Source organism: Sporofaciens sp. JLR.KK001, assembly GCF_036941055.1.
Lineage (GTDB): Bacteria > Bacillota > Clostridia > Lachnospirales > Lachnospiraceae > Sporofaciens.
On record NZ_JAYMNO010000001.1, the window covers coordinates 672,711 to 695,205 of the forward strand.

Consider the following 22,495-nt stretch of genomic DNA (forward strand, 5'->3'; position numbering starts at 1 on the left):
GTCTTGGTACTGTTATTCTGCAAGGTGGCAGAATGGAGCGATATGTTATCTTGATTTATTCGGTTATGTTGATTGGATAAAATATATGATAAGACATATCATTGTCAGAAGTTGCAGGTATTACTGCGGTTTCCACCTTGCAGATTGAAAGAATATTATAGAAGTTTTAGAAAATGAACTAATGCTTCATACTGTTCAGAATTCAGCTTTGCGGCGTGATAGAGCAATTGACGCTGCTGGTCGGTGAGGAGGGTGGTATTATCGTCATCCTCCAGGAAAAATTGAGATAAGGTGATTCCAAATGCATCACAGATTTTGCCGAGAGAAGTAATGGAAGGAAGCATATTCTTGCGGTACCATGAAGAAATTGTTGATTGTGTGAGTCCGGATTCTTCTGCCAGTTGGTATTCTGACCAATTGCGTTCCAGACGGAATTGCGTGATTTTGTCTAATATGTCCATAATAGGGTATCACCTCCAAAAATAAATGTTGTCAGTATTTGTTAATTATAAGGGGAATTAGTATTGCAACTTACTTCGATAAAACGTATAATAATAACTACAATAAACATTAAGAAGAAGGAATACAATGAAGATAAAGGTGGCTATTTTAGATCCTAATATAGAGTTTATGAATAGACTTGCAAAAATATTCCAGCAAAAATATGCGGATCGAGTTAATTTGTCTATATTTTCAAGTCCTGGTTCTCTGTACCAGAGCTTAAGTGAAGATCGTGCAGATCTTGTATTGTTTGATCAGTCAATAAAAATAGAAAATGAAAGAATTCCGAATGGGGTTGCGGCAGGCTACTTAAGCGCTATGACAGACGTCGGTACGATCGACGGCATTCCTGCGATCTGCAAATATCAAAAGGCAGAAGAAATATATAAGATGATGCTGAATTTATATGCGGAAGAAGCGGCAGAAGTAAAGATGAAAAAGAATGATTCAGATACAAGAATGGTTCTTTTTACTTCTGTTCAGGGAGGAAGCGGTACATCAACGGCGGCAGCGGCATACGCGCTGAGGACGAGTTCCGGGAAGAAAGTATTCTATCTTAATCTGGAGAAATTCGGGGATTCTGACCTGTATTTCAAGGGTGAAGGAAAACTGAGTTTTTCAGACGTGATCTATACATTGAAGAGCAGAAAAGGGAATTTATCGATCAAGCTTGAAAGCGTACTGCAGACGGATCCGGCAGGAGTTGATTTCTTTCATACATGCAGAAACGCCTATGATATGTTCGAGCTGACAGATGATGAGATACAGCCGTTGATACGGGAAATAGCGCAGCTAGGCAGATATAAGGAGATCATTGCGGATATTTCAGGGGATATGACAGAGCGGATGATTATGCTGATGAGAGATTATGCAGACAAGATCGTGTATGTGGCGGACGGCGGACAGACCGGAAATATGAAGTTTGAGAAATTCTGCGAGACGGTTCATGTGATTGAAAAAAGGCAGAATATCAGTATTCTGGATAAAACCTGTCTTCTCTATAATCGGTTTAGTTCTAAGAGCGGTGTACAGCTTGCGGCAGCGGCGGTTCCGGTTTTAGGAGGAATTCACCAGATCTCGGGGCTTAGCGGAAGAGAATTGTCTGAAAAAATTGCGCAGATGGATGTGCTTGGCCGTATATAAAGCTGTAGATTTTTAAGCTTGGTATCACCAAGCCGGCGTATCAATATTGGGAGAGGCGGATGACGGAGGAGAAAAAATCTGACATTGTAAAGGATTTAAAGAAAAAACTTTTTGATAAATACGATCTGAATCTTATTGAGGATGACGTGCTGGAAGATATAATCAGACATCTGTTGATCGAAGAGATCCGGGATGAGTATGTCACGATTGAAGAACGGATAGATATCACAGAACGCGTGTATGATTCTATCCGCGGGTTTGGGATGCTGGACTCTATTATGAAGGATGAGAAGATCACAGAGATTATGATCAACGGGCCGAATGAGATATTTGTAGAGAAAAAGGGCAGCACATATAAACTGGATCAAACATTTGATGATGAGAGACAATTAGAAGATATTATTCAGAAGATCGTCGGACAGGCGGGCAGAGAGGTTAATCAGGCGAATCCTATCGTAGATACGAGATTGCCGAATGGTTCCCGTGTCAATGTTGTGCTTCCGCCGATATCACTGAACGGCGCGACGGTAACGATCCGAAAGTTCTCGAAGTCTCCTATGACGATTCAGCAATTGCTGATATATGGTTCGATCACGCCGGAAGTGGCACATGTATTGGAACTTCTCGTCAAAGCGAAGTATAACATCTTCATCTCAGGGGGAACCGGTTCAGGAAAGACAACTTTTTTGAATGCAGTATCACACTTCATTCCGCATGATGAACGCGTTATTACAATAGAAGATTCAGCAGAGCTTCAGATCGAAGGGATCGACAATCTGGTGAGAATGGAAACAAGGAATGCGAATGCGTCAGGAAGCGGTGCGGTAACGATCCGAGATCTGATCAAATCCTCTCTGCGTATGAGACCGGAGCGGATCATAGTAGGAGAGGTGCGGGGCGGCGAGGCGTTAGATATGCTCCAGGCAATGAATACAGGACATGACGGTTCCTTAAGCACTGGCCATGCCAACAGCACGAGGGATATGTTAAGCCGGTTGGAAACAATGGTGCTCCAAGGTTCCGAAGGACTCCCGCTTGAAGCAATCAGGCAGCAGATCGCGTCCGCGGTGGATATCATCATTCATCTGTCAAGGCTTCGGGATAAGACAAGAAAAACTATAGAGATCAGCGAGATCCTGGGATATGAAGACGGTAAGATCAAGGTGAATCCGATCTACCGGTTTGCGGAGGATGAGAATTCTACTATGGAAAAAGTATCCGGGAAGCTTATGCGCACCGACAATCCGTTTAAAAATGATTCTAAGCTGAAAATGTCAGGAATTAACGAGGTTATCTGAATATGGCGTTGAAAAAGAAGAAAAAAACAGAAGAATATGTGGAAAACCGAGGAATAATGGGCAATGGGAAGGATTACCATGTCTATCATATGACTAAGCCGGATGTTATGACAGCATGGGCGCTGGGATTCGCGGCTGCGTCGATCGTATTGTTTGCATTTTTTAACAGCCCCGTGTTATCGGTGGTCGGCGGAATCCTATGTGCGAAGATACTGCCGAAGTATTACCGGGAATTTAAGAAGAAAAAGCAGTTAAATGAATTGCGTGCACAGTTCAAGGACTTGCTGGAGTCTTTAACTTCATCGTATTCTGCCGGGCAGAATACGGTGGAAGCATTTGGCGACGCAGTAAGCGATATGATGTCCATATACGGAGAAGAAGCGGACATCGTACAGGAAGTCAGGATTATAAGCACCGGGTTAAAACACAATGTTAATATAGAAGAGCTTTTGAAGGATTTCGCTGCACGGAGCAGCCTGGATGATGTGATGAGCTTTGCCAATGTATTTGAGATCTGTAACAGGCAGGGAAGTGATCTTAAGAGGATTGTGTCGGATACCAGAGAGATCATCAATGACAAGATTGAGGTCGAGATGGAGATTGAGACTATGATCGCGGGTTCCAAGAATGAGTTGAATATTATGATGATCATGCCGGTTATCGTTGTGGTGATGCTGAAAGGCTTAGGAAGCGGAATGGCAGGATCCAATAGTCTTGCAGCGGTTCTTGTGAAGATGGTCTGCATAGGGATATTTGCACTGGCATATGTGATGGGAAGAAAAATTATAGACATCAAGATATAAGAAAGTGATTCGTATACGGTTCATAAGGTGGAGTGAGGGATGGAGATTAGCAGATTGATCGTATTGATTCTTGCAACGGTATTAGTTCTTGCATGGATCATGCTGGCAACCAAATATGAGAGTACCTACGCGGCAATGGTGCAGTCCATTGATCCAAAGGAATATAAGTATCCCGAATTGTTCTGTGTCGGGCTGACTCTGATGAAGATTTTAAAAATTGATAGCAAGAGCAAGAGCGCGAGAAAAAGAATTAAAGAGATTGCCGAAGTACAGGGGAAGCGGTATGCGGAATATTATTTCTATGTAATTAACGGGGCAAAATGGACCTATGGATTCACGATATTAGTGCTGCTTATACTGCTTGGCGCTTTGGGTAATTCTTTGATGGCTGTATTCATGGGGCCGGTTCTTGCCGGCTTGCTGATGTGGTATGTGGAAGAGTTGATGAATGACAAACTGGAGGAAAGAAGAGATGAGCTTCTGGCGGATATGCCGCAGATGTTGTCCAAACTGACCTTGCTGGTGAATTCCGGTATGGTGCTGCGGGAGGCATGGAAAAAGGTGGCGTATGGGGGCGAGCGGGTTCTCTATAAGGAAATGCAGGTGACGGTGCAGGAGATGAAGAACGGGATCTCTGAATTGGATGCATACCGGAACTTTGCTGATCGATGTTCGGTGAAGCAGATACGCAGGTTTGCATCAACGATGATTCAGAATATGCAGAAGGGAAATGCGGAGATCTCGTATTTTTTAAAGGAGATGTCGGATGAGATGTGGGAAGAGAAGAAGCATCTGGTGAAGCGGAAAGGAGAGGCGGCGAATTCGAAGCTGCTGATACCTACGGCAATGATCTTTATTGGGATTCTGATTATGATCATGGTTCCGGCGTTTTTGTCTCTGTAAGCAACTGGTGGACCAGTTTGACTTAAATATAACAGAAAAAGAGGAGAAAACACAATGCAAAGAAAAGTGGAAACAATTTTATGGAATTTAAGATGGAAAGTATTGGAAGGACTTATTAATGATGAAGAAGGGGATTCGAATCTTGTAGCGGTTATTGTTTTAATTGTAATTATATTGGCAGTGGCAGCTATTTTTAGAACACAGTTATTGGATGCGGTAAATTCAGTGTTCGAGAAATTGACAGAATTTATTGGATAATATGAAAAAATTAAAAAATGAAAACGGCGCCATCATGGTAGAAGCGACTATCTACATGCCTCTCGTACTCTGTACCGTGATGGCCTTATTATATCTGGCATTATTCAATATGCAGGAATACCTGCTGATGTACCAGGCGCAGCGTGTGGCGGCGGTCGTATCCCGCGAAGAGGCATATTTGGGTTATGAAGAGTTCGGCATGGGAAGTGACAATGAGATCGATTTCTCCTGGGGAGAGGGGAATGTTCCGTCAGCGGGCGAGGTGACTTCTTACTACAAGGCTTATCATAACAGACCGGAAGATCTGTACAGAGGAATCGGCAGAGCGCTCTCAAAAGGCGCCAGGTTAGATTATGATTCCAGATTCGCGGATGTGGCAAGAGAATCGACACTGATCGTGCTCGGAAATATCAGTAACCCAGAGATACAGGTTGACAGAGGATTCCTGGGAACAGATATCAAGGTAACGATCAGGCATACGCTTCCGATACCGGGAGTTTTGAAATATCTTAAATATGAAGGCGGGGCAACGATCCGGGTTGCGGCTTATCGTTATTCTGTAAACCCAAGTGAATTTGTCAGAAGCGTAGACTTGGCGACGGATTTTATTTCTTATATTATGAAGAAATTTGGATTTGCGGACAGCTATAATACATTTTTAGAGAAGACGAATAAAGTTCTGGATATGATACTCTGACAGGAGGAAAGGCATTGAAGTTTTTTTGTAAGAATAAAGGAACCATATCAGTATTTTTAACCATTATACTTGTGCCTGTATTGTTATTGGGAGGTTTGACGACGGATGCCGCGCGGATCTGCATGTCTAAGGCGGTAATCTCGGATGCGGGGGAGATGGCGATGAATGCAGGCCTTGCCCAGTATAATGAGGAACTCCACGACGAATATGGATTACTGGTTATGGACAGATCGCCGGAAGCTATGGAAAGTGATTTGGAGAAATTCTTCAATGGTTCATTAAATGGGACAGGGATGCCGGGAGAAGAGGATTATAAAAAGATACTGGATTTGCTGACGAAAAAATTTGATGCAATCAATGTACAGGGGTCTGAAATATATCAGACCGAGGTAGAGAAGCAGCAGATATTGGAATACATGAAGTATCGGGCGCCGGTATGCTTAACAGAACTGGTAGTTGAAAAAATAAAGGAATTAAAAAACAGTAAAAAGATGGCGGAAGCCATGAAAAAGCAGATGGAATTCAGTGAAGCTATGGAAGATTGTCATAATGAATTCCAAAAAGCAAAAGAAGCGTTGGATACACTGAATGGCGTCATCGATCATATGCAATCACAGGCAGTAGGACAAGAACTGTCACGGACAAAGGAAGAATATGAGAATATTGTATCGAATGCTTTGCTGATGCGGGCAGCCATTCAGGAATATGATGATCGGTTGAAGGAACACGATTGGGGCAAAATGGAAGATACGGTAGATCAGTTTTTTATAGCTACAAAGGATATTGATTTGTCAAAGCCGTATGCGGACCATACCTTTAACGGTTATTTGAGCGGTTTGTATTATATAAATACGATCAATGATATGGGCGGGATAGGGAGGCTCACAGAAAATAATGCTCAGGAAGAGACGTCTGTCGATCTTGAAGAGTTAAAAGAGAAGTATGAAAGAAGAGTAAATGAGATTACAAAATATCCCGAGCTGCTTTGTCAATATGCCCAGATGTGCATAGATGAGCATTCGGGCAAATTGAAAGAATATCTGGACAGCGCAAATGCAGCCGAAGATGCGGCAAAGACAGCATGCGACAGATTAGCGGCCGTAAGGAAAGAATTGAAAAAGGCAAAAGAGGCATTTGATGGATGGGAAAAAGCGAACGGCGAATTGAAAGGCGCAGGAAATGATACCGGGAGTATGGATGCAGATGTGAAGCTGTACAGAGACTTTTTCTATTCCTCGAATGGAAATGGAAAAGCGGATTTTGAGGAATTGGACAGCTTGATATCTGATTCGGAGCAGAACCAGGAATATTTTCACAAATTAAAAGATGTACTGAAAGGTGAAAAATTCTGGGAACAGTCTATCGCAGCTGTATCTGCATCTGACCAGTATGAAGAGTATAAAAAAGCAGCGGATTCGTGTATGAAAGGAACGAAGGCAGAATACGTCAATGATATCAAACGGATAAGAGATAGAGAGTATTTCCCTGACCATTACAAACATAAGGATATATCCGAAGCGGGAGCTTCGAAGTCAATCAGCGGTCATCCGTTTTATAAAAGGCTTCAGGAATATTGCAGAGAATCGAATAAAGAGGACTCTCAACAGGAACAGAATGAAGCGAATGGCAGGCTGGAAGAGAGTAAAAAGGCCGGAGAAGAGGCGAACAAAGCGGATGATTATCCTGACTTTAAATGGTCGTCCATAGGAGAACTCCCGTCTTCGAAGGTTGGGAAAGATGCGTCAAAAGCAGAAGAGCAGTTGACGGATCTGAATGCTTCCGGGGATGTGAATAATTCATCAGCCAGAAAAGAGACGACAAAGAAATTTCAAGAATCGATGGATGCTGCCGTATCTTTCCTGGATAAAGTAGATGAGATTGTTTCAAAGGGGTTAGAAAACCTATATATTTCTGAATATGCTATGCAAATGTTTTCTTATTATACAGTGAACAAGAAGGACGGGCAAGACAGGCCGGAAGGAGAGATTATCGGTATCAGCGGCTATAAACTGTCGGAGCATGCCGCATATCAGGCAGAATGTGAATATATCCTGTGGGGGAAGGATGAATCGAAGATAAATGTATTGAATACGGTTATGATGATCTTTGGAATACGGTTATTGTTTAATTCATTTTTCGCTTTTACTGATCATGAGATCGACGGGATAGCATTCGCAATGGCAACAACGATTGCAGGGGGATGGGCGCCTTATCTGGTGCCTATAATAAAGGTTGTGATCAAGCTTGGTTTTGCCGGTGCTGAGACGGCAAGCGATATCACAAAGATCAAGCAGGGATATGGCGTGGTACTTATCAAAAAGACTGATTCGTGGGCTACTGCACCTTATATGGGAGATAATACAAAGAAAAAGTATTTAACATTGGATTACTCTGAGTATATGAGAATTTTTTTGAATCTGTCTATGCTGACGGGGAACGGAACAGGTATATTGGGGAGAATCGCAGATTGTATTCAGGCGAATCAACCGAATATGAACCTGTTGGAGGGATATACGATGCTGTCCGTACAGGCGGAGGTCAGCTCAAGGACAACTTTTATGCGTAAGATATCAGATTGGAGCGGAAGTAAAGCGTGGGGATTCCCGGATGATACATATACGATATCTTATCAGAGTATCCTGGGATATTAATGATTCCTGCGAAAACAGGGGATAAAATGAGGAAAAGAGATGGAGACAAAAGATTATAATGAAGGTTCGCTGACGGTGGAAGCGCTTCTGTTCCTGATACCATTTATTATGGCGTTTTGTACATTGATCAATGCGGCGAGGTATGTTCAGGCAGAGATGCTGATCCATCACGCGGTTACTCAGACAGCAAAGCAGATTTCCACATATAGTTATGTGCTGACGAAGACAAAGATCAGCAGCAGGATAGTGGAGACGAACAGAAAAAGTGAAGAATTAAAAGTAACGATCGATGATGCAACAAGTTCTGTTGAAGGCTTTATTAATGCGGTCAGTGATATGGACGGCCTGGCAGAAGGCGTATTCAGTATGTTAAAAAGCGGTGCAGAACAGAAGGCTATTACCGCAGTAGCCGGTGAAATAACAAAAAACAATATTAAGAGTGAACTTATGCTTGTATCGGATGATTCGGATGAATATCTGGAAACTATCGGAATCAAAGATGGATTGTCAGGACTTCATTTTGAAATGACAAGATGCCTTGATAATACAGAAAGGAAAGGGACTGTCAAGATCGTAGTTACTTATACGATGGAAAATATCCTGTTCCCGGATTTCGATTTTGGACAATATGAGTTCCGCCAGTGCGCATATACTTTAATTTGGTAGGAGAGCAATATACTGACAGGAGGGCAGATGGAGAAGAATATATCTTGGTTTAAGGAACAATGGACAGATAAGAAGTTCAGAATTTGTATGGTTGTTGTTTTGGCATCAGGCATAGGTCTGACCGCAATATTTTCTGTCTTTTCTTATAATATTCTAAAGATACTCCGCTATCTGATCTTATATGCGGCGCTCTTTCTGACAGCCTGGATCGATCAGGGAAACAAGCGTATTCCCAACAAAATACTGAAGGTGTTGCTGGGAATAAGAGGAATCCTGATTATTCTGGAATGGTTGGTGTTCCCGAAACTTGGACTGGCAGTATTGATTTCTGCCTTGTCAGGGATGTTGATTGGCGGTGGTATGTTTCTGCTTGCACATTTCCTGACCAAGGGAGGCGTGGGGATGGGAGACGTCAAGCTCCTCGCGGTGATCGGAGCATATATGGGCAGCGGAAGTATCATGGCTGCTGCATTTTTGTCGGTTGCGGCCAGTGCATTTTACAGTATTGTGATGCTGCTGCTTAAGAAGATAAAACTGAAGGAGGAGATACCTTTTGCCCCGTTTATATTCATAGGAACGGTACTTACGATGGCACTTGGTATGTGAGATGCAGATGAAAAAATATATTATATTGATGTTTGCAGTCTTATTGGGGCTGTCATGGTATACGGCGGTATCGGATACGGTAAATCGACCAAAGCGTGCAAGAGAGCACATGCAAAAAGCCGCTGAATTAGAAGAAAAAGAGATCTATGTGGATGCGGTAACGGAATATGAGCAGGTATTAGAATATACTCCGGACAATGTGTCGGCTCATATAAAAATGGCCAAAGCATATCTGAACAGCGGAAACACGAATAAGTTTACTTCTGTTTGCGAAAATACAGCAGAAAACTATCAGGATCATGCAGAAGCGTTGGACATGCTTATGGAATATTATCTGGACAACGATTATGAGGATAGAGCTGTAAAATATCTGGAGGATTTTACGGAGAATTATCCAGATAACGAGAATGCCCGGGAATGGTTTTCCAAGCTGAAGGGAAGTTATACGGAGTTATACTGCAGGTATGACGAGATGAGCGAGATCGTGAATGATTCCATGGTGGTGAAAAGAGACGGTCTTTATGGGATCACAGATGAAAAAGGACAGGAGATCATAGAAATCAAATACGAAGAAATATATCCTTTTTCGGAGGATGGTTTTGCGTTGGCGCGGAAAGAAAACGGCACATATATGTATATAGACCGGGATGGACAGACGCGGAAAGTTCCGGATGAGAAATACAGTGATCTTGGTATGATCAGTTCAGAACGTGCGGCGGCATGCAAAGACGGGAAATACGGATATCTTGATGAAAATATGGAACCGGCCGGAGAATTTACTTGGAATGAATTGACTGGAATCAAAGGCAGCACAGGAGCGGGAAAGAAAGATAAGAAATGGGTCCTGGTGGATAAAAATGGAGAAGCAAAAGGCGATCGGGAATATGATGATGTAATCACGGATGGCGGTGGTTTTTGTTCGAATCAGAAGTGCATCTTTGTAAAGGATAAGAAAGGATACCGCCTGATCGATTCCAAGGGAAAAGGGATTGGAAAACAAGAATTTGATGATGCAAAAGCATTTACGGAAGACGGTTATGCGGCCGTATGCCGTGACGGTAAATGGGGATTTATAGATGACGAGGGAGAACTTGTCATTGATTATACATATGAGGACGCCGAATCATTTCGAAATGGATTAGCGGCGGTGTATGTAGACGGTTTGTGGGGATATATCGATACAGATGGCAAATTGATCATAACTCCCCGATTTATTGAAACAACACATTTTTCGGAAGCGGGTACGGCGGCGGTCAAGATAGAAGAAGACGGAGAAGAAGAGTGGAAACTGATTCAGTTGAATACTTTTTCATAGATCCTTCGCAGAATGTTTGTGGAAACTGTTTACGATACAAAAGACAGGAGGAATTTGCGGAAATGGTTGGATTTGCATATGAGGAGCAGGAAGGCAGGAAATATCTGGTATATGAAAAGGAGGCGGAGGCTGAACTTGATACGCTGACTCTGGAGATGATGTCGAATAACAGGATCGACGGTGTTGTTCCGTTTAATCATATCAGGATCGATGACAGGTTTTATATGAAGTATGATATTACGAACCTTAAAAGTCTTCGTGAATTTCTTAAAGGTGTAGTGAACAGAGAGAAGATTATGGCCGTTATGGAATCGATCGTGGATGCAGCTATGGCGGCGGAGGATTATATGTTAAGCCTGTCGTCTTATGTGCTGGATGCAGATTATATGTACATTGATCCGTCTGTACGGAAAGTTTCTATGATCGTGCTTCCTGTCAAGCGTGAAGAGATGAGCATAGATGTGTTTTTGAAAAAACTGCTGATGAGTATTCAATATGACCAGACGGAGGACTGCAGTTATGTTGTAGCGTTGATTAATTTATTTGGCGGCTTTGAATCCCTTTCTCTGCTGTCATTTAAAACGCAGATAGAACAGTTTAAGGTACCAGGGAAACAAACGCCGGGATTGGGAACGGCAGAATCAAGAACGACAGAAATACCATCGCAGTCGCGGTCATACCTGCCGCCGCTGCCGCAATCGCAGCCGTTTAGAGCGGATGGAGCGGCGGGAGGCAGTCCAATTATGATCTCCGACGAGGATAGAAAGAAGATCGTTCATGACCTGAAAAGAGAGCATGATATTGATATTCTGTTTTCGGGCGGGGGTGAGGCTCCTAAGAAAGAGAAAAAGGGATTCTTTTTTAAGAAAGATAAATCAGAAAAGAGTGAAAAACCGGAAAAAGAAAAAAAGGCGGAGAAAAAAAGTTTTTGGGAGAAGTTAGGTAAAAAGAAGTCGTCAGAGAAGGTGCCTGATATGGATGCTGGTCTTGGAGGATTTGCGATACCTGGAATGGATCTGCCGGGGCAGGTTAAGACATGCGGAGATGAATGTGATAAAGGAAATTATTCTTCAAATGTGGCATATCGGGAACAGGAGATTGCGATTCCGGCTCAAAGGATTGCGTTAGAGAAACGGGCTGTTGAGAGACAGGATTTTGGGAAAACGGAATTTATCAGAGCGGAAGAGGATGATGATGAAACATTCATAATAGGAGCGGAACAGAGCGCTGCAGGGCCGGAATACATTCTGTACCGCCGCAGTACGCAGGAAAGCTTTCGAATCTGTGAAGAGATTATGAGAATAGGAAGAAGTCCGGCTGTTACGGAGATCTGTATATCGGGAAATAAAGGAATCGGAAGGGTTCATGCGATTCTCTATTCTCGGGGCGGTCAATTATTTATCGAAGATAATAATTCTAAAAATAAAACATATGTGGATGGAGTACAATTAGAACCAGGGCAGTCACCGAGAAGGATCGAGAATGGTTCAAGAATCCGTCTGGGGGATGAAGAATTGGAGATCCATATACAAGCAGGGCAATGATCTGTCATGAAAAGTAGCTGTCGGGAAGGAAGAAAATAATGGAATATTTGTTGGCGTGCTGTACGGATAAAGGGAAAAGAAAGGCGGTTAATCAGGATTCGCTGTTAGTCAGACGGATGGAATACCGGGGAGAGGAGATTGTCCTTGCGGTTATCTGTGATGGCATGGGCGGTTTAAAACGCGGCGAGGTGGCAAGCGCCAGGGTAATACATTTATTTGGCGGCTGGTTTGACAAGGATTTCCCGAAGTTAGCGGAAATGGAAGAATTTGAAGACGAGTTGTATGATTCATGGGAAGAGCTTTTGCAGAATGTACATCGGGAAATAACAGAATATGGGCAGCTTCACCGGATTCGGATAGGTACGACGGTTACGGCAATGCTTTTATGGCAGAAAGATTACTATATTGCACATGTAGGGGACTGCCGGATCTATGAGATCAAAGAAGGAGTATCACAGTTAACAAAAGATCAGATCCAGACGAAGCTTACTGCTGAAACTGGTGAACATGTCCTGCTTCAGGGGATTGGAGCGTCTAAGAATGTCAGACCGGCATATTACAGCGGGACAGTGAAAGAAGATGCGGTTTATCTGCTGTGTACGGATGGTTTTCGTCATAAGGTCACTGAACAGGAGCTGTATCGGGCATTTGATCCAGAGAAGCTGACGGATGAAGAGATTATGGCGGAACAAGGGAGAGAGGTTACCAGGCTGGTTATAGACAGAGGGGAGAAAGATAATATATCTGTGATTCTGGTCCGCTCAGTTTTCAGTCAAGAAAGTCACTCTGAAGCAATTGAGGAAAGGAGAGATGGATGTATAGTATAGAATTGGTGTTAGTCAAAAAATATGTTGGTCTTGCTGAGCGTCCAGATTTTGGGACACCCAAAGTAGTATCATATTTTTCGGTGTACTAGCTGACAGACCCCAATGCAATGCCCGTACTGTCAGAGTTCAAAAGTTATCAAGTATGGTCATGCAAATGGGAAACAGCGTTTCTATTGTCAAGAATGTGGAAAGACCTACCTGCACTCAACCGGTACACTGACGGCCAATTCGCATTTTAGCCGATCCATTTGGGCCGATTTCATTCATGACACACTGGTTGGTGCATCTCTGGACTTCTCTGCTGAAAAGTTCGGATTTTCTCATCAAACAGCATTTAACATGAGGCATAAAGTTCTTATGGCACTTCGGGACATGCTTGAAAAAGAGCCTGTTCTTCTTTCTGGTATCACTGAACTGGATGAAACATTTGTACTTGACTGCTATAAAGGAAAGACCGTTCCAACGGAAGCGAACCGTACTGCCCGTAAGCATGGAGCTACGGCAGCAAAACGAGGGATTTCAAATGAATATATCGCAATCTGCACAGGTATCCAGCGTGATGGCAAGGCAATAGCAGAGACCGTAAACCGCGCAAAGCCATCTGGCAAGGAATTGTATGAAATATTTGGCACACATATCTGCGAGGAGACTCTAATACTTACAGATGGACTTCGAAGCTATAACAGTCTGGGGGCAGTGACGGGTTGTACGGTTATGGATGTAGACCATGAAGAAAATAAGAAGCATACAACCATTAATGCGGAGTGGCAACAATGGTGTCTATGATGTACGCAATTATCGTCTGGTAATACTGGAATGAGATTAGACCAACATATTTATTGACTAACACCATTTTCTATAATTACTGTGGGGGGAAGTAACTTTAGGAGTTGTTATAGAAAATCTAATGGTACAGTAAGAATTGATGGCAGAATAAGCAGTAAACAAACAACACACAGGTGGACTACGGAGCGTTGTGTGCGGGATAGTATACCAGTGTGAGTTTAGTAAATTATAGGACTGCTAAAATATGTTCAATAAAAGCTGTAAAAATATACGTTGAATTTTACAGCTTTTTGTGTATAATGAAAGTAGCAGGAATAATATGAATCAAGGAAGGAGCTAAAAGAATATGGCAAATATTTTACCAGTATCTGATTTGAGAAATTATAATGAAGTCCTGAAAAATTGTCACAGAGGAGAACCGGTATATTTGACCAAGAATGGCAGAGGCCGTTTCGTAGTTATGGATATTGAAGATTATGAGAGCGATCGTGCAGAGAAAAAGCTTTTGATGAAGCTGCAGGAAGCCGAAGAAGCAGTGAAAGACGGTGAAGGTTGGCTTGGTCTGGATGAATTGAAAGCACTTGTGGGGGAATGAAATGTTAAAACTGCGGATCAATCCGATTGTTGCAAAGGATCTGAAAAAAATCCGAGATTATATTGCCGAGGATAATGAAGAATATGCTGCAAAGACTATAGAGGAAATTTATGGTAAGTTTGAGAATCTTCAGTTGTTTCCAGGAATTGGTTTGGATCTTTCCAAGAGAGTCAGCTTTCGGACAGATTATAAATATGCGATATGGGAAGATTATGTGATTATATATAAATTTGGAAATGAGTTTGTAGAGATTTATCGTGTGATCAACCGGTATCAGGATATTACGCGAATCTTTGAATGAAAATATTGAATATAATTAGTATATGAAATTTGGAAAGAAAAATGAGAATCTTATTTTGGAATACACATAAGAGGCGATCTATTAACCGACAGCCTCTTTTTGTTTATAGGTCTAATTCATCTGCAAAAGTATTTTCATAATCCTGGGGCTGATGGTATATGACATCCACATAAGCGGTTGTGCCTTTTATCCGGTAAAGCATGAGATAGCGGTGCCGCATGAAATGGATGATGTGGTATCCGTGCTTTTTCAGCTGAGACAATGCTTTTGGTGAGATGATTACGCCAAATAAATCCATGCTGTTTCCCCATCCTTTTCAGAATGTCTTCCATGTCGAGGCCCTTGCTATCAGAAATCTGCTGGCGTGATTCGGCAAGGTCGGAAAGGATCTGTTCCTGACTGACCGGGACGAATGGATTTGCAGGTTTTCTGGATGTGAATAGTTTTTGGGTGAATTCCATGACTTTGATTCTCGCATCTTCTGGCATTGCTTCGAGCATGGATATAGTTGCGTCTAAAGTGCTCATGGGAAAGCGCCTTTCATGATCAGGGTTTTTATCTATGGGTAGATTATACATGAAAAAGGGGATGGATTCAATATGGGGAGAAAGAGAGGCTCTAAGCCAATTGAGAAGGAAACATTTTGGATATATGCAATAAGAATCCCCGAAGGTACATTGCCCCGGGGATTCTTATGTATATCTATTTTACCGCCGTCACAGCTTTCTCAGTAATGGATCTATTCCCGGCCTCCACCGTAGCAACGACCATTCTGCCGTCTATCCCGGTCACCTTGGTTGGAGTATCGTCGAGGATCGCCTGAACAAATGAGGTATCTTCTTCAAGATAAGCATCAATAAAAAGCGTTCTCCAACTGCCGACAAAAGGAGTTTTTGTTCCGTTTTCTACAGTAGTGCAGTGAACGAATTCTTTATCGGACCGGCCGACCTGAATCTTGCCTTTGGTTCCGATCAGTTCCATCTTGGAATCGTATCCGTATTGGATATACGCTGCGCCGTCGATACAGAAGTGGATTCCGTTCTTAGTCGTTCCGCTCATCAGGACGCTGTCATAATAATCAGGATGATCTTCCCGGGCTTCGGGATTGCGGAAATTACCGGCGACCGCATAGAGCGTATCAATATCGCTTCCGGTCATCCAGCGCAGCGAATCGATATCATGGCTGTTGACTTCGGCGAGAATGCCGTTTGATTTCTTAAGGTCATACATCCAGGGCTGCGGCTTGCTCGGGCCGCGGGTACACGAATGAACTTGGACAAGTTCGCCGATTTCTCCTTCGTCAAGGAGGCGTTTGGCTTCGCAAAAGCTGCTGTCAAAGCGGCGCATAAAACCAATCTGCAGTTTTACGTGATTCTTTTCACAGGCTTCTATCATTTCATCGCATTCCTGAGTGTTCATTGCCATCGGCTTTTCGCAGAAGATGTGTTTTCCGGCATTGGCGCAGTCGATCACGATCTGACGGTGCAGGTTTGTAGGCGCAACGACGACGACTGCGTCGATGTCTGTATCATGGAGGATATCGTGGTAATCTGTAAAATATTTGGTAATGCCTAATTCTTCGGCAGCAGCCTTGACGGCATCCTCGGATGCGTCTGCGACGGCTGTGATTGCAGCGTTCGCAACTTTGTTTTTGTAATTTCTTGCGTGGATCATACCGGCCCGGCCGCAGCCGATCAAACAGATGTGAATGATCTGATTATTCATAAATTTATCACCTCACGTTATTGGAAATTAATAAGCTTCATCGATATTATAGTATATTATGTTATTGAATTCAATCATTTATTTTTATTTATTAAGTTTTATTAGAAATAATTTGATATTTTAGAGTGAAATAAGGATAAAAGATAATAAACGAAAGTTTAAATGCGCTGTGTTGCTTTTTGTTTATAATTATGTTAAGTTATAAAAAATAAGAAACGTTATTTATGAGGGGGAAAAATGCCAAAACATCAGAATAGTTTATTTGCGGAGGTCCGGCGGCAGGAAATTAGCGCTTTGGTTCAAAAAGAAGGAAAAATAACAGTAAACGCATTATGTGAAAAATTCACTGTTTCTCCGGCGACCATACGAACGGATTTGAAAGAGTTGGAGTCCTCCGGCCAGCTGAAGCGGACGCACGGCGGAGCGATCATGATCGGAAATGCGGGATATGAGCTGACATCGAAGGAGAAGGTCGTGCAGAACATTGCGGCGAAGGCAGCGATTGCAAAAGAAGCACAAAGATTCGTCTGCGCAGGAGATGCAATTGCAGTAGACACGGGAACGACCGGATTGGAGCTTGCGAAGCTTCTGGTATCCGAGGGTAATCTGACGGTCGTGACGAATGATTTGGAGACTGCGCTTTTTCTGGAATATAACAGTGATGTGAATATCATGTTGTTAGGCGGGATTGTGCGGAAGCATTTCTGCTGTACTCTGGGGAGCTTTGTGATGGAGGCTCTGGATAAGATCCATATCGATACGTTGTTTCTTGCTACGAACGGAGTAAGCCTGGAGCATGGACTCAGCACTCCGAATGTTGAAGTGGCGAACATTAAGCGCAAGCTGATCCAGACGTCCAGCAGAGTGGTTCTCCTTGCAGATAAGAGCAAATTTCAAAATAATTCATTTATATATTTTGCTTCGCTTGAAGATATAGACGTGATCATTTCTGATGCAGATATCGGCGAAAAGTTAAAGGATACACCGAATGCAGGTCATATTGAGTTCATTCATGTGGATGTAGAGTGAATTCCTCAAGGCGGCTGCCCGGGAATAAGTTTATCGGGCTTATTCCTGGGCAGCCGTTTTTTTCTTATGGGAAATACTGTGCCGATGTAAAGCCATAAAGCCTTAAAGCCTATGACTTTCCTATAAGATAAAAATATGGATGTGCAGAAGTTATACGCAGGCGTAGCCTCCGTCAATACTTAAGACGCTTCCGGTTGCAAACGGCGACTCGTCGCTTGCGAGATAGACGGCGCCCATGGCGACCTCATCGGGAGTACCCATACGCATGAGCGGACGGTCTTCGGACATAAGCTTGAACTGCGCGTCATAATCTTCGGCGGAGTCGAGGATACGCTGAACAAGGGAGGTGTGCATACGCCCGGGACAGATACAGTTGGCGCGTATCCCGTCGGCTGCGAAGTCTACGGCAACGCTCTTGGTCATCATGATCACGGCTGCCTTGGAGGTATTGTATGCGATCTGGTTTGCGATGGCAATAAGGCCTGCTTCTGAAGCAATATTGATGACAGCTCCTTTTTGCTGCCGGATCATCTGAGGCAGTACGGCCTGCATGCCGAGATAAACACCGTTTACATTGACATCCATTATGCGCTTGAAATCTTCCTCGCTGGATGTCAGCGCGCTGCCGTCTTTGAATATGCCGGTATTGTTGACCAACACATCGATACGGCCGTATTCTTTGATAACGGCAGCGGCAGAGTCTCTCCATTGTTCTTGCTTTGTCACATCAGCCTGTGTAAACATGGATGTTACCCCGTTCTGAGACAATTCCAGGGTCACCTGTCGAAGAAGGCGGCGGAGACGACGGGGCTTAGGAGCGGAATTGCGCTGATCTCCGGCGCCGGGGACAAGATTGCCGGATGTGTAGGGGCTAACGTGCTGAAAAAGGGCGATATGATCTTCGAAGCGGCATCCTATGCCGGGCTTAGCTGCCTGGTTGATGATTTCCGGCCGGATTATGAGCAGAGATATTTTGATATACTTGACGGTGCGTTTCCTGATGATCTGTATGCGCATTATTATATACCGGGTTCTGGGATTACGCTGAACTGGTTCATGGATCATTTTGCCAGAAAGGGAAAGGAATCCTTAGGGGAGGCATTTGCCCGGATGGACGCGAAGGTCGGTCAGATTCCTCCAGGAAGCGAAGGCCTGATGGCGATCGGGATGATGGGCGGCACGGCAATGCCTTTTGACGGCGCTCTAAAAGGTGTATGGATGGGATTTAACTGGGTGCACAGGGAAGAACACTTCTACCGGGCATTGCAGGAGAGCTTCTCTTACGCGGTATCAACGGCGATTGACCGGATCAATGCCAAGTATCCTGATTGCGGTCAGGATACCGTGAAGATCATAGGCGGGGGAGCAAGATCGAAGGTATGGACCCAGATGTTGGCGGATGTAAGCCAGAAGACCTTTGAAAGGCTGGACAGAGAGGATATCGCGCTTTGGGGAGCCTGCCTGCTCGCGGCGGACGGTATCGGGCTTTTCGGAGACGTGAGGAAGGCGGCAGAGGAGCATGTGCATGTAAAAGAAGTATACAGGCCCAACAGAGAGCTTGCCGGACGCTATGCAGAACTGAAGGAACAGTATAACCGCTATGCAAAAGAATTATCGCCTTATTGCAAGGCATTAAAATCTTAGATATTTGCAAGTGGAGAGCGTGTGATGTATAATCAGAACTGTGAGGGCGAAATTGCCATGGAAATGGAGAGGAGGACAAGCAGTGAACAGTCAAAGTGAAGCCGGAATGTTTGCGGAAGAGCGTAAGCGTCAGATACTTACCTATGTGAATAAGAATATGCGCGTGACGGTAGGAGATCTGTGCGAAGAGTTTTCCGTATCACCGGCTACCATTCGGAACGATCTGAATGAATTACATGAGAAAGGGTTGATTAAGAGGACACACGGAGGTGCGCTTGCGAACACTCAGACGAATTTTGAACCGGTAACAAATGAGAAAAACGATAAATTCCAAAAAGAAAAGCAGTGTATAGCAAGAGAAGCCTTAAAGTACATCAACGAAGGCGACTGTATTGCGATGGATGCAGGAACAACGGTATATGAGCTTGCGAAGCTGCTGAAAGGGTTTAAGAAGCTGATGGTGGTTACATATGACCTGAATATTGCAGGTTTCCTGGACAGCAATACGGAGGTTTCCTTATTTATAGCGGGGGGAGAAGTGAGAAAAGGACATCATTATATGGTAGGCAATACCTCGATGGAAGCCATTGCAAAATTGAACGTAGATATATTCTTCATGGGGGCGAATGGGGTCAGCATGAAGAAGGGCGCGACGACTCCCCAATTGGATACGGCCCTTTTGAAGGAACGTATCATCGAGAATTCAAAGCAGCGCATCCTCCTTACAGACAGCTCGAAGCTGGAGAATGTTTCCTTTGCCAAATTTGCGGACATATCCGATCTGGATGTATTTATCACGGACGAATATGCGGACGTGGAGATCCTCGAACAACTTCGTAACCAGGGCGTTAAGATAGATGTAGCGAGGATCAGCAGATAATCACGGACTAAAGCGCTCGCGTTCTGCCTCAAACCGTTCGTTCATCCACACAACAGCTTCGTCAAGTCCTTCCTGGGTAAACGGGAAATCATTCCTCTCCTTCTGGTCTTCGGGTGTTGCCTCGAAGCACCAGGGTTCTGGATACAGGTATACCGTTAGCCGTTCGTCGGTCAGGGTCAGATAATAGCGCATTCCGCAGTGAGAGCCTGAAAAAGGCTCTTTTTTAAGTGCTTTAATAGACAGTCCAAGAGTTGAGATCATAGGGATGCAGCCTCCTTGCTTTATATCATTGTCTTTAATATAACTGAAATTTTTCATTTTGTACAGTAACTTATTTACTCAAAAATTGTCGGATTTTAGTTAATTTTATTGAATTTAATCATGTTCTGTGCTAAATTAACAATCATATAGTTTCCAGAAAATGGTAATTTCACTTGGGAGATGGATATGATACGGGAATATTTAGGACAGAATGTTTATGAAGCCTTTCAGGAACGATTGCGGTTTATTTTTGAGGAATTTGACAATATATATATTTCTTTTTCAGGAGGAAAGGACAGCGGCCTGCTGCTGAACCTGGTGATGGATTATCAGCAGAAGTATGCGCCGAATAAGAGGGTAGGCGTCTTCCATCAGGACTTTGAGGCACAGTACACGGTAACGACAGAATATGTGGAGCGTACGTTTGAGCGGATTAAGGATAAAGTAGAGCCGTACTGGGTGTGCCTTCCGATGGCAACCAGGACGGCTCTCAGCAGTTATGAGATGTACTGGTATCCGTGGGATGATAAGAAGGAGGAATTATGGGTCAGAAAGATGCCCAGGAAGAAATACGTCGTCAGCCTGAATGCCAATCCTATCACGACGTACCGCTACCGTATGCACCAGGAAGATCTTGCGAAGCAGTTCGGGCGTTGGTACAGGATGGCTCACGGCAACGGGAAGACCGTCTGTCTTCTTGGGATAAGGGCGGATGAATCGCTGCAGAGATACAGCGGATTTTTAAATAAGAAGTTCGGTTATAAGGGAAGATGCTGGATCACGAAGCAGTTCAAGGATGTCTGGTGTGCGTCTCCGCTGTATGACTGGTCTGCAGGCGATGTATGGCATGCGAATTATATATTTGATTATGACTATAATCATCTGTACGACCTGTATTATATGGCAGGTTTAAAGATCTCACAGATGAGGGTGGCCTCTCCGTTTAATGATTACTCGAAGGATTCTCTTAATCTATACAGGGTGATAGACCCGAAGATCTGGGTGAAGCTGGTCGGAAGAGTGAAGGGGGCGAATTTCGGCGCGATCTACGGGCGTACGAAGGCAATGGGCTATCGGAATATATCGCTGCCCCAGGGGCATACCTGGAAGTCTTATACCATGTTTCTTCTGGATACACTGCCGATCCGCCTGAGGAATAATTACGTTAAGAAATTCAATACGTCTATCAAGTTCTGGCATGAGACGGGAGGCGGGCTGGATGAAGACGTGATACAGGAGCTTACGGAGCACGGCTATCAGATTAAGCGCAACGGGGTATCGAATTATACGCTGAGCAAGAAATCCAGGATCGTATTCATCGGTAAGATCCCGGACGATACCGACGATATTAAGCTGACTAAGGATATCCCGAGCTGGAAGAGGATGTGCTGCTGTATCCTGAAAAACGATCATATCTGCCGTTCCATGGGATTTGGCATGACCAGGGAGCAGCAGAGACGGATCGATGCGATCAGGCGTAAATACAAGAGTGTGGAGGAAATGAATTATGGAATATAAGAGCCCGGTTTATAATGTGATCTCTGTTCCGGTTGAGAAGGTCGTGCCGAATACCTATAATCCTAACAGCGTTGCTCCGCCGGAGATGAAACTGCTCTATGAGAGTATTAAGAACGACGGCTATACCATGCCGATCGTCTGTTATCATAATAAAGCAGAGGATCAATATGTGATCGTGGACGGTTTTCATCGGTATCGGATCATGCTGGAGCATCAGGATATCTACGACAGGGAGATGGGGATGCTTCCGGTCTCTGTGATCAATAAGCCTATGGATCAGCGGATCGCGAGTACGATCAGGCATAACCGTGCGAGGGGAAGCCATGATGTGGACCTGATGGGGAATATTGTGAAGGAACTGCATGAGCTGGGGCGGTCAGACGCGTGGATCTCCAAGCATCTGGGGATGGACCGGGATGAGATCTTAAGGCTTAAGCAGATCACGGGGCTTGCGGCGCTGTTCAAGGATGTGAAGTTCGGGCAGGCGTGGAGGCCGGCGGAGGAAGAGGAAGAATGACATGGTTTGAAAGAGAAAATAAAGTTT

At 43.9% G+C, this 22,495-nt stretch carries 25 protein-coding genes; 20 read left to right on the plus strand and 5 right to left on the minus strand.

The annotated features are described in order from the left end of the window. Nucleotides 1–155 precede the first annotated feature (155 nt). Nucleotides 156–461 (minus strand): helix-turn-helix domain-containing protein, encoded by a 306-nt coding sequence (locus VSQ62_RS03585; RefSeq protein WP_334633245.1) that lies wholly within the window; start codon nt 459–461, stop codon nt 156–158. Nucleotides 462–588: 127 nt separating this feature from the next. On the opposite strand from VSQ62_RS03585, the gene VSQ62_RS03590 reads away from it, so the two are divergent. The 15 genes from VSQ62_RS03590 (at nt 589) to VSQ62_RS03660 (ending at nt 14,894) form a co-directional block, all read left to right on the plus strand. Further along, on the plus strand, nt 589–1,644 hold the full coding sequence (locus VSQ62_RS03590) for a P-loop NTPase family protein (RefSeq protein WP_334633246.1): 1,056 nt from the start codon (nt 589–591) through the stop codon (nt 1,642–1,644). 59 nt (nt 1,645–1,703) lie between these two features. After that, on the plus strand, nt 1,704–2,942 hold the full coding sequence (locus VSQ62_RS03595; RefSeq protein WP_334633248.1) for a TadA family conjugal transfer-associated ATPase: 1,239 nt from the start codon (nt 1,704–1,706) through the stop codon (nt 2,940–2,942). A 2-nt stretch (nt 2,943–2,944) separates the two neighbouring features. Continuing rightward, nucleotides 2,945–3,745 (plus strand): type II secretion system F family protein, encoded by an 801-nt coding sequence (locus VSQ62_RS03600; RefSeq protein ID WP_334633250.1) that lies wholly within the window; start codon nt 2,945–2,947, stop codon nt 3,743–3,745. Between the two features lie 39 nt (nt 3,746–3,784). Continuing rightward, nucleotides 3,785–4,648, plus strand: a complete 864-nt coding sequence (locus VSQ62_RS03605) for a type II secretion system F family protein (RefSeq protein WP_334633252.1) — start codon at nt 3,785–3,787, stop codon at nt 4,646–4,648. A gap of 54 nt (nt 4,649–4,702) precedes the next feature. Then, entirely contained in the window at nt 4,703–4,906 is a 204-nt protein-coding gene (locus VSQ62_RS03610; RefSeq protein WP_334633253.1) for a Flp1 family type IVb pilin, read from the plus strand. A 1-nt stretch (nt 4,907) separates the two neighbouring features. Then, entirely contained in the window at nt 4,908–5,603 is a 696-nt protein-coding gene (locus VSQ62_RS03615; RefSeq protein WP_334633254.1) for a hypothetical protein, read from the plus strand. Between the two features lie 14 nt (nt 5,604–5,617). Next, nucleotides 5,618–8,254, plus strand: coding sequence for a DUF5702 domain-containing protein (locus tag VSQ62_RS03620; RefSeq protein ID WP_334633255.1), 2,637 nt, complete (start codon nt 5,618–5,620; stop codon nt 8,252–8,254). A 39-nt stretch (nt 8,255–8,293) separates the two neighbouring features. Beyond that, nucleotides 8,294–8,920, plus strand: coding sequence for a hypothetical protein (locus VSQ62_RS03625; RefSeq protein WP_334633256.1), 627 nt, complete (start codon nt 8,294–8,296; stop codon nt 8,918–8,920). Between the two features lie 27 nt (nt 8,921–8,947). Next, entirely contained in the window at nt 8,948–9,526 is a 579-nt protein-coding gene (locus VSQ62_RS03630) for a prepilin peptidase (RefSeq protein ID WP_334633257.1), read from the plus strand. Nucleotides 9,527–9,533: 7 nt separating this feature from the next. Next, the gene (locus VSQ62_RS03635) at nt 9,534–10,841 is read left to right on the plus strand and encodes a WG repeat-containing protein (RefSeq protein WP_334633259.1); all 1,308 of its coding nucleotides are present in this window, start codon (nt 9,534–9,536) and stop codon (nt 10,839–10,841) included. A gap of 62 nt (nt 10,842–10,903) precedes the next feature. Next, the gene (locus VSQ62_RS03640) at nt 10,904–12,385 is read left to right on the plus strand and encodes a DUF6382 and FHA domain-containing protein (protein WP_334633261.1); all 1,482 of its coding nucleotides are present in this window, start codon (nt 10,904–10,906) and stop codon (nt 12,383–12,385) included. 38 nt (nt 12,386–12,423) lie between these two features. Next, a complete protein-coding gene (locus tag VSQ62_RS03645; protein WP_334633262.1) occupies nt 12,424–13,212 on the plus strand; it encodes a PP2C family protein-serine/threonine phosphatase in 789 nt (262 codons plus the stop codon). Between the two features lie 102 nt (nt 13,213–13,314). Continuing rightward, entirely contained in the window at nt 13,315–13,998 is a 684-nt protein-coding gene (locus VSQ62_RS03650; RefSeq protein ID WP_334633263.1) for an IS1595 family transposase, read from the plus strand. Between the two features lie 346 nt (nt 13,999–14,344). Further along, the gene (locus VSQ62_RS03655) at nt 14,345–14,593 is read left to right on the plus strand and encodes a type II toxin-antitoxin system prevent-host-death family antitoxin (protein WP_334633264.1); all 249 of its coding nucleotides are present in this window, start codon (nt 14,345–14,347) and stop codon (nt 14,591–14,593) included. Nucleotide 14,594: 1 nt separating this feature from the next. Further along, on the plus strand, nt 14,595–14,894 hold the full coding sequence (locus VSQ62_RS03660; RefSeq protein WP_334633265.1) for a type II toxin-antitoxin system RelE/ParE family toxin: 300 nt from the start codon (nt 14,595–14,597) through the stop codon (nt 14,892–14,894). A 134-nt stretch (nt 14,895–15,028) separates the two neighbouring features. Here the strand turns inward: VSQ62_RS03660 and VSQ62_RS03665 are convergent, their stop codons facing one another. Both VSQ62_RS03665 and VSQ62_RS03670 read right to left on the minus strand, forming a co-directional pair. After that, nucleotides 15,029–15,421 carry a hypothetical protein gene (locus tag VSQ62_RS03665; protein ID WP_334633266.1) on the minus strand — a complete coding sequence of 131 codons (393 nt, stop codon included), beginning with the start codon at nt 15,419–15,421 and terminating at the stop codon, nt 15,029–15,031. A gap of 175 nt (nt 15,422–15,596) precedes the next feature. After that, nucleotides 15,597–16,619, minus strand: a complete 1,023-nt coding sequence (locus VSQ62_RS03670; RefSeq protein WP_334633267.1) for a Gfo/Idh/MocA family oxidoreductase — start codon at nt 16,617–16,619, stop codon at nt 15,597–15,599. Nucleotides 16,620–16,856: 237 nt separating this feature from the next. On the opposite strand from VSQ62_RS03670, the gene VSQ62_RS03675 reads away from it, so the two are divergent. Continuing rightward, nucleotides 16,857–17,648, plus strand: a complete 792-nt coding sequence (locus tag VSQ62_RS03675) for a DeoR/GlpR family DNA-binding transcription regulator (protein ID WP_334633268.1) — start codon at nt 16,857–16,859, stop codon at nt 17,646–17,648. Nucleotides 17,649–17,798: 150 nt separating this feature from the next. Here VSQ62_RS03675 and VSQ62_RS03680 read toward each other — a convergent pair whose 3' ends face one another. Continuing rightward, nucleotides 17,799–18,392 (minus strand): SDR family NAD(P)-dependent oxidoreductase, encoded by a 594-nt coding sequence (locus VSQ62_RS03680; RefSeq protein ID WP_334633269.1) that lies wholly within the window; start codon nt 18,390–18,392, stop codon nt 17,799–17,801. Between VSQ62_RS03680 and VSQ62_RS03685 the strand changes: the two genes are divergently transcribed. Beyond that, nucleotides 18,357–19,292 carry a xylulokinase gene (locus VSQ62_RS03685; protein ID WP_334633271.1) on the plus strand — a complete coding sequence of 312 codons (936 nt, stop codon included), beginning with the start codon at nt 18,357–18,359 and terminating at the stop codon, nt 19,290–19,292. The two genes, VSQ62_RS03680 and VSQ62_RS03685, sit on opposite strands and share 36 nt — an antisense overlap. 82 nt (nt 19,293–19,374) lie before the next feature. Further along, entirely contained in the window at nt 19,375–20,172 is a 798-nt protein-coding gene (locus VSQ62_RS03690; RefSeq protein WP_334633272.1) for a DeoR/GlpR family DNA-binding transcription regulator, read from the plus strand. Here the strand turns inward: VSQ62_RS03690 and VSQ62_RS03695 are convergent, their stop codons facing one another. Continuing rightward, nucleotides 20,173–20,433: a GNAT family acetyltransferase gene (locus VSQ62_RS03695; protein ID WP_334633273.1), complete on the minus strand. Its 261-nt coding sequence runs from the start codon at nt 20,431–20,433 to the stop codon at nt 20,173–20,175. A 186-nt stretch (nt 20,434–20,619) separates the two neighbouring features. On the opposite strand from VSQ62_RS03695, the gene VSQ62_RS03700 reads away from it, so the two are divergent. Together VSQ62_RS03700 and VSQ62_RS03705 are read left to right on the plus strand one after the other, a co-directional pair. Then, a complete protein-coding gene (locus VSQ62_RS03700) occupies nt 20,620–21,951 on the plus strand; it encodes a phosphoadenosine phosphosulfate reductase (RefSeq protein ID WP_334633274.1) in 1,332 nt (443 codons plus the stop codon). Beyond that, a complete protein-coding gene (locus VSQ62_RS03705) occupies nt 21,941–22,468 on the plus strand; it encodes an IbrB-like domain-containing protein (RefSeq protein WP_334633275.1) in 528 nt (175 codons plus the stop codon). The genes VSQ62_RS03700 and VSQ62_RS03705 overlap by 11 nt, the downstream gene beginning before the upstream one ends. The last annotated feature ends 27 nt before the right edge of the window (nt 22,469–22,495 follow it).